At 63.6% G+C, this 7,606-nt stretch carries 9 protein-coding genes and 2 pseudogenes; 9 read left to right on the forward strand and 2 right to left on the reverse strand.

Features of this window, described 5'->3' with window-relative positions; all coding sequences use genetic code 11:
- Positions 1-129: 129 nt before the first annotated feature.
- The 8 genes and pseudogenes from K0M74_RS00420 to tatC all read left to right on the forward strand — a co-directional run.
- Positions 130-306: pseudogene (locus K0M74_RS00420) on the forward strand (DALR anticodon-binding domain-containing protein); the annotation flags it as partial.
- Positions 306-1,085 carry an SPOR domain-containing protein gene (locus K0M74_RS00425; RefSeq protein ID WP_293966842.1) on the forward strand — a complete coding sequence of 260 codons (780 nt, stop codon included), beginning with the start codon at positions 306-308 and terminating at the stop codon, positions 1,083-1,085. The pseudogene K0M74_RS00420 and the gene K0M74_RS00425, both read left to right, overlap by 1 nt.
- Before the next feature lie 107 nt (positions 1,086-1,192).
- Positions 1,193-2,200: a beta-N-acetylhexosaminidase gene (gene nagZ / locus K0M74_RS00430; RefSeq protein ID WP_293966843.1), complete on the forward strand. Its 1,008-nt coding sequence runs from the start codon at positions 1,193-1,195 to the stop codon at positions 2,198-2,200.
- Positions 2,201-2,207: 7 nt separating this feature from the next.
- Positions 2,208-2,996, forward strand: coding sequence for a ScpA family protein (locus tag K0M74_RS00435; RefSeq protein WP_293966844.1), 789 nt, complete (start codon positions 2,208-2,210; stop codon positions 2,994-2,996).
- Positions 2,993-3,592: an SMC-Scp complex subunit ScpB gene (gene scpB, locus K0M74_RS00440; protein WP_293966845.1), complete on the forward strand. Its 600-nt coding sequence runs from the start codon at positions 2,993-2,995 to the stop codon at positions 3,590-3,592. The genes K0M74_RS00435 and scpB overlap by 4 nt, the downstream gene beginning before the upstream one ends.
- Before the next feature lie 24 nt (positions 3,593-3,616).
- Positions 3,617-3,775 (forward strand): annotated as a pseudogene (locus K0M74_RS00445) (twin-arginine translocase TatA/TatE family subunit); the annotation flags it as partial.
- A gap of 108 nt (positions 3,776-3,883) precedes the next feature.
- Positions 3,884-4,270, forward strand: coding sequence for a Sec-independent protein translocase protein TatB (gene tatB, locus K0M74_RS00450; RefSeq protein ID WP_293966847.1), 387 nt, complete (start codon positions 3,884-3,886; stop codon positions 4,268-4,270).
- Positions 4,267-5,076, forward strand: a complete 810-nt coding sequence (tatC, locus tag K0M74_RS00455; RefSeq protein ID WP_088440734.1) for a twin-arginine translocase subunit TatC — start codon at positions 4,267-4,269, stop codon at positions 5,074-5,076. The genes tatB and tatC overlap by 4 nt, the downstream gene beginning before the upstream one ends.
- A gap of 20 nt (positions 5,077-5,096) precedes the next feature.
- On the opposite strand, the gene K0M74_RS00460 is transcribed toward tatC, so the two are convergent.
- Positions 5,097-5,225 carry an entericidin A/B family lipoprotein gene (locus K0M74_RS00460; RefSeq protein WP_293647339.1) on the reverse strand — a complete coding sequence of 43 codons (129 nt, stop codon included), beginning with the start codon at positions 5,223-5,225 and terminating at the stop codon, positions 5,097-5,099.
- Between the two features lie 232 nt (positions 5,226-5,457).
- On the reverse strand, positions 5,458-6,912 hold the full coding sequence (gene mgtE, locus K0M74_RS00465) for a magnesium transporter (protein WP_293966850.1): 1,455 nt from the start codon (positions 6,910-6,912) through the stop codon (positions 5,458-5,460).
- Positions 6,913-7,079: 167 nt separating this feature from the next.
- On the opposite strand from mgtE, the gene K0M74_RS00470 reads away from it, so the two are divergent.
- Positions 7,080-7,529 (forward strand): peptidylprolyl isomerase, encoded by a 450-nt coding sequence (locus K0M74_RS00470; protein ID WP_293966852.1) that lies wholly within the window; start codon positions 7,080-7,082, stop codon positions 7,527-7,529.
- The last annotated feature ends 77 nt before the right edge of the window (positions 7,530-7,606 follow it).

The raw sequence follows: 7,606 nt of genomic DNA on the forward strand, positions 1-7,606 counted from the left end.
GGTTGAGCTCTGCCTTTTTAACCTTTTACCTGGGGGCGTGTTGCGAAAAGTACCCCTTCATCAGCATCTAGGAGGGCATGGCCGAAGGCGACTGGGACGGCTGGAAGACCCACACCGACAAGCTCGGCCGCCGCGGCGTTCCACGCCTGGTGGAACCTTGGTAACGATCGTCCCGATGCCCGTGTCATTTTGGCAAATGATCCCGAACTGACCGCGACTCGCCTTTATTTGGCCGACGGAATCAGGCAGGTTATCCGTAACGGGCTGCACCTGATGGGGGTTGAGGCGCTCGAGGAGATGAAGTGATGGCCGAGGACAAAAACGCCGACCAGGGCGATGCCGGACTGGGGCTGGAAAGCGAAGACCGTCTGCCGTGGCTCGAAGCCGCCGACGGGGTCGAGGAAGATGGCGAAGTCTCGTCGGCGCGTTTGCTGGTCATGGTGCTGGGCGGGCTGCTGTTGATCGGCACGGTGCTCGGCGGCCTGTGGTGGGTCCAGAACGGCGGTGCGCGCGGCAAGGGCGAGTTGATCGCGGCGCAGGACGGAAACTACAAGGTCGCGCCCAAGAATGATGGCGCCAAGAATTTTGAAGGCGAGGGTGATGCCAGCTTCTCGGCCAGCGAAGGCGCCGAGCCCGCCGGGACGGTCGATCCGACGCGGATGCCCGAAGAACCTGCCGTGACGCCGCAGGAGCGCGAAGCGGCGAGCGCCAAGGCGGCGGCGGACAAGGCCGCTGCGGCAAAAGCGAAAGCCAAACCGGCGGTCGTTGCGGCAAAGGTTCAGCCGAAGCCCGCCGCCACCTCGGTCAAGACTCCCGACGCAGCGGCCAAGGCAGCGCCCGCCGCCGCAGGATCGGCGATGATCCAGCTGGGTGCGTTCAGCAGCGATGCCGCCGCGGCCAAGGCATGGACGAACCTGTCGAAGCGCTTTGCCTATCTGGCCGACCTCAGCAAATCGGTGTCGCCCGCAAAGGTCGGCGACGGCACGGTCTATCGCCTGCGCGTATCAGCCGGGACCGCTGCTAACGCCGCAAATTTGTGCGGAAAACTGCGCGTTGCGGGTGAAAATTGCGTCGTCGTTCGCTGATTCGGCCCGTTTGGCCGCAGACTCCGTTGGTACAATGGCGCCACTATGGCATGTTGCATGGGTGGTAGCCGCATGAGGGGGTGGCGGCCGATGGAGTTTGAAGCACAATGATACCCGCCATTTTCGGCCTGTCGGGACTGACCCTCACCGACGACGAACGCGCCTTCTTTCGCGACAGCGATCCCGCAGGCTATATCCTGTTCGGACGCAATATCGAAAATCGCGAACAGCTGCGGCGCTTGACCGATGCGCTGCGCGCGCTGGATGGGCGGGATAATGTACCGATCCTGATCGATCAGGAGGGTGGCCGCGTCGCGCGGATGAAGTCGCCCGAATGGCCGCCCTTTCCGAGTGGCGCGACCTTCGACGCGCTCTACGAACGCGCGCCCGCGAGCGCGATCGAGGCGGCCCGGCTGAACGCGATGGCGCTCGCCGCGATGCTCGCCGAAGTCGGTATCAATGTGGATTGCCTGCCCTTGCTCGACGTGCGCCAGCCGGGCGCGAGCGACGTCATCGGCGACCGCGCGCTTGGCAGCGAACCGATGCGCGTTGCGGCCCTTGGCCGCGCGATCCTGGGCGGGTTGCAGGATGGCGGCGTCGTCGGCATCGTCAAACATATTCCCGGCCACGGCCGCGCGCTGCTCGATACGCACGAGGCGCTGCCGGTCGTCACCGCGACCGATCGCGAACTCCAGACCGATCTCGCGCCCTTCGCCGCGCTGCGCGATGCGGCGATGGCGATGACGTGCCATGTCATATTCGAAGCATGGGACCCCGAACGGCCCGCGACCTTGTCGCCGATCATTATCGATAGCGTGATCCGCCAGCGGGTTGGCTTTCACGGCCTGCTGATATCGGATGATCTCGATATGAAGGCCTTGTCGGGCGATGTTCCGTCGCGCGCTGCGGCGGCGATCGGCGCGGGCTGCGATATCGCGCTCAATTGCTGGGCCAAGATGGACGATATGGTGGGCATCGCCCATGCGCTTGCTCCGATCAGTACCGTGTCGCGCGCGCGGCTCGAAGGCGCGATGGACCGTGTCTCCGGAGTGGCGGATGACCGCGCCTTTGCCACGTTGGTCGACCAGCGCGACGCGCTGCTCGCGGTTGCCTGAGCGGGCAATGGACGAACTGGCGCTCGATTTCGAGGTGGCGCCGACCGCGCCAGACCGTGACGACGCGCTGCAACTGTCGCTCGAAAGCTGGGAAGGGCCGCTCGACCTGCTGCTCACGCTCGCGCGTAGCCAGAAGGTCGATCTCAAACAGATTTCGATCCTCGCTCTGGTCGAACAGTATCTGACCTTCATCGCCGAGGCGCGCGAGCTGAAGCTGGAGGTTGCCGCCGACTATCTGGTGATGGCGGCGTGGCTCGCTTATCTCAAATCGGCGCTGCTGCTCCCCAAGGATCCGCTCGAGGAGCCGTCGCCCGATGAACTCGCGCTGCGCCTGCAACTGCGATTGCAGCGGCTGGCAGCGATGCGCGAGGCGGCGGCGCGGCTGCTCGCGCGCGACCGCATCGGCCGCGACGTGTTCCTGCGCGCCAAGCCCGAAGGACTGCGCGACGTCAAGCTGCGGCGCTGGGATGCCAGCCTCTATGACCTGCTGGCGGCCTATGGTCAGGTCAAGCTGCGCAGTGAGCCCGTCGTCCATATGGTGTCAAGGCGCCCGGTGATTACGCTCGATGCCGCGCTTCACCATTTGCAGCGGATGATCGGGATCAAGCTCGACTGGGCCGAACTCGCCGATTTCCTGCCGCCCGACTATGACGGCCCGCTGCGCCGTTCTGCGATTGCTTCGAGTTTCGTCGCCGCGCTCGAATTGGCCCGGCAGGGGCGCGTCGACCTGAAACAAGCAGGCGCATTCGAACCGCTTTACCTGAAGGCCGCGACTATGGGACAACCCGCTGCATGAACCCGATCGACGACCGCGAACGTGCGATAGAGGCGATGCTGTTCGCCAGCGACGAGCCACTCGATGCGCGGCAGATCGTCGCTCGGCTGGGCGACGACTGGAGCATCGGCGACGTGCGCGCCTTCATTCAGGCGATTGCCGCCCGCCACGCGGGCAGCGGCATCGAACTGGTCGATCGCGGCGGGCATTGGCATTTCCAGACCCCCGCCGACCTCGCGCATCTGCTCCGCCGCGAGCGTGACGATCCACGCAAATTGTCGCGCGCGGCGGCTGAAGTGCTGGCGATCGTCGCCTATCACGAACCCGTCAGCCGCGCCGAGATCGAGGCGATCCGCGGCGTCCAGACCTCGAAGGGCACGCTCGACGTGCTGATGGAGGCTGAATGGATCGCGCCTGCCGGGCGCCGCGAGGTCCCGGGGCGGCCGCTGATCTACAAAACAACCGACGCATTTTTGCGGCATTTTGGCCTTGGCAGCCGCAAGGATTTGCCGGGCATAGACGACCTGCGCGCGGCAGGCCTGCTGGATCCGGTTGACCTCGCTTTTGACGATGCGATGGGCGAGCTGGACCTAGTAAAAGACGGCGAAGAAGCCTAGATGAGCTTCTCAAGGAGAATTTAGATGGGTAGCTTTAGCATCTGGCACTGGCTCGTGGTTGGCATTCTCGTGCTGCTGCTGTTCGGCAAGGGCCGGTTTTCCGACATGATGGGCGATGTCGCCAAAGGCATAAAAAGCTTCAAAAAGGGCATGGCCGAAGACGATGTGCCGCCGGTAGCCCCCAAGCATATCGACGGACAGCGCGCGCCCGACGGCGCCCCGATTTCGACCCCGACTGCCGAGCACGACAAGCTCTGATTCTGGTCCGGCGGCGGAGGGAAGTTTTAAACGATGTTCGACGTCGCACCCACCGAGCTGCTGCTCGTCATCGTGGTGGCCCTGGTCGTCATCGGTCCCAAAGATTTGCCGAAGGCAATGCGCTTCGTCGGCAAATGGATGGGTAAGGCGCGTGGGATGGCGCGGCATTTCCGGTCGGGGCTCGACACGATGATGCGCGAGGCCGAACTGGAAGAGCTGGAGAAGCAGTGGCGCGAGCAGAATGACGCGATCATGCGCGAATTTCCGAGGATCGACGACGTAAGCGCGCCGACCCCCAAAGCTGCTGCTGCGCTGGGCGCTCCGAGCGAGCAGGATGCGGACGAAGCCGCTGCGGCGACCGCGCAACCCGAAACACCCGAAACACATGCGGTGCCGCCGCGCGACGGTCCACTGCCATGACCGCCGAAACCCCGATTACTGCCAGTGAAGACGATGGCGCGGGCGGCAAAATGCCGCTGCTCGATCATCTGATCGAACTGCGCTCGCGGCTGCTTAAATCGCTGGTCGCAATAGCGCTGGCCTTTGGCGTTTGCCTCTATTTTGCTGAGCCGATATTCAGCATTCTTGTCCAGCCGCTCGTCGCGGCGGGACAGGGCAAGATCATCTATACCCAGCTGTTCGAGGCGTTTTTCGTCCAGATCAAGGTCGCGCTGTTCGCATCGATGATGATCGCCTTTCCGGTGATTGCCAACCAGCTGTGGAAATTCGTCGCTCCCGGCCTGTATCGCAAAGAAAAGCGCGCGTTGCTTCCCTTCATCTTGGCGACCCCGGTGCTGTTTACCGCTGGCGCGTGCCTGGCCTATTTCGTGACGGTCCCCGTCGCGCTGAAATTCCTGCTCGGCTTTCAGGGTGACATGGGCGGGATCGAGCAGGAAGCGCTGCCGTCGGTGGCCAATTACCTCAGCTTTATCATGCAGTTCATCATGGCGTTCGGGATCGCGTTCCTGCTGCCGATTTTCCTGATGCTGATCGAGCGATCAGGGCTGGTGACGCGCGAGCAACTGGTGTCGGCGCGGCGTTACATGATTGTCGCGGCCTTCGCGATCGCCGCCGTCGCCACCCCGCCCGATATTCTCAGCCAGTTCCTGCTCGCGCTCCCGTTGATCCTGCTTTACGAACTGTCGCTGTTCGCGATCTGGTTTACCCAACGCCGACGCAAAACAGGCGCCGAAGAGGCGCCTGTCGAGCCTCTTGAAGAGGCTTAGGGTAAGTGATCTAGACCCGATCAGTCGATGGCGTCACTGCCAGCCTGACCAACCGATTCGATGTCGCGGCCTGCACCCTTGACGGTGTTGCAGCCGGTGACGACAACGCTTGCCAAAACGGCGAGAATGATAGCTCGGAAACTCGTCATTTTTTCAAACCTCTCTGAACTGGGTGCAAAATGGCCCGGCGCGCTTTCGAGGGGGGGAGGGAAATGCGGGCCGGGCCAATGTTGCTGAGCAGCGCTGCGGGGGGGCGATGATCGCTGCTCGAATGGGAAACGAGCCAAATGTCAGATAAGTTCCCGAAAAAAATGCGGCCGATGAATTTTTTTTCGCATTATTTTGGACCCGCAGAATCGACTTTTGATTTCAATATCTTGCTCAGCCCATGGTGGTCAGTCCGCTGGCGACCGCGAGGCCCAGGAAGGCCAGAAAGCCCATGGAATCGGTGGTCATGGTGACAAAAATCGAGCTGGCGACCGCCGGATCCTGATCGAGCCGGTCGAGCAGGAGCGGGATCGCCACCCCGGCCACACCCGCCACAAAGATGTTCACCACCATCGCCGCGGCGATCACCGCGCCGAGTTGCGGGTTGGCGAACCAGATGGCAGTCGCCGTACCGGCGAGCAGCGCAATCGTCGCGCCGTTGAGCAGCGCGATCTTCATCTCGCGCCAGATGGCGCGCCAGCTGTTCGAATCGGTGAGCTGGTTCATCGCGAGCGCGCGCACCGTCACCGCCAGCGTCTGTGTCCCTGCGTTGCCGCCGACCCCGGCGACGATGGGCATCAGCGCCGCGAGCGCGACCATCTGTTCGATCGCCGCGCCGAAAAATCCGACGATCGACGATGCGAGCAGCGCGGTACCGAGATTGGCGACGAGCCAGCGCACCCGCGCGCTGTAGGTTTCGCGGATCGGCTCGTTGATGTCGCCATCACCGGCGCCTGACAGACGGAGAATATCCTCGCCCGCTTCTTCCTGAATGATGTGGACGATGTCATCGACGGTGATCATCCCGACGAGTCGCCCGGCGCGATCGACAACGGCGGCCGAGATCAGCGCATATTTCTGAAAGCGCAGCGCGACCTCTTCCTGGTCCATGTCGATCGGAATCAGCGTTTGTTCGCGCTTCATCACATCGCTGATCGCGATGTCGCGCGGGGTGCGCAGGATCCAGCTTAGCTGGCAAGAGCCCACCGGGCGATGCATCGGATCGACGACAAAGATTTCCCAGAAATCGCTGGTCAGCGCGGTGTCTTCGCGCAGCCGGTCGATGACGTCGCCGACGGTGACATGCTCGGGCACCGCGACCAGGTCGCGCTGCATCAGGCGCCCGGCGGATTCCTCGGGGAAAGAGAGGGCGTCCTCGATCGCGGCGCGATCTTCGGGCTCCATCGCGTCGAGCACCGCCTGCTGCTCGTCGGCTTCCATATCCTCGATGATCGCAACCGCATCGTCGGTATCGAGTTCGGACGCGAGTTCGGCGACTTGCTCGGGCGCGAGCAGGTCGATCAGCTCCTCGCGCACATAATCGTTCATTTCCGCCAGCACGTCGGCGGACAGCATATTCCCCAGCACCGCGGCTAGCATCGGGCGCTCGTCGCTACGCGCCAGTTCGAACAGATCGGCGATGTCGGCGGGGTGCAGGCGGCCGATACGCTCGCGCGCAGCTTCGCTTTCGCCCGCCTCGGCCAGTTCGATGACGTCCCGGACGAATTCTGGCCTCAGCCGGTCGTCTTCATCGAGTTCGGTTTCAGTTTCGCGCACCACCGCTTCACGGTCGCGCTCGTCGGTGATGGCGATATCGTCGGTGGACCGGGAATCTTCGCGGTTATCCATCGCGCGGTCCTCCCTGTTTGAGCCGACGGCAGTCGGCGGGCCGTGCCTTTCCCCTAGTCGCGGCACCGCCAGATGGCAACGTCAGCAAGGCGATTGCGGCAATTAAAGCGTGGCTTTGACGCGGTTGATCGCTATGGCACCGCGATTATTTTTGACAGGAGCCGATCATGACCGACCAGACCCTTACCCTTTCGCTGACCACCGGCGATGTCGTTATCCGCCTTCGCCCCGATCTGGCGCCGCTGCACGTCGAGCGCATCACCCAGCTCGCCAGCGAAGGCTTTTACGACGGCGTCGTGTTCCACCGCGTCATCCCGGGCTTCATGGCGCAGGGCGGCGATCCGACCGGCACCGGCATGGGGGGCAGCCCGATGCCCGACCTGCCCGCCGAATTCAACGCGCAGCCGCATGTCCGCGGCGTTTGCTCGATGGCGCGCGCGCAGAACCCGAACAGCGCGAACAGCCAGTTCTTTATCTGCTTCGACGACGCGCGCTTCCTTGACAATCAGTACACCGCCTGGGGCGAAGTGATCGAAGGCATGGAAAATGTCGACGCGCTGCCCAAGGGCGAGCCGCCGCGTGAGCCCGGCAAGATCGTCAAAGCGACCGTTTCCTGATTGGTTCGCCGCCGACGTCGATTCGGGGGGGGGGGGCCGCCGCCCGGGGGGGTGTCCGGCGACAGTCCCCCCAATTA

Source organism: Sphingopyxis sp. (assembly GCF_019459305.1).
GTDB lineage: Bacteria > Pseudomonadota > Alphaproteobacteria > Sphingomonadales > Sphingomonadaceae > Sphingopyxis.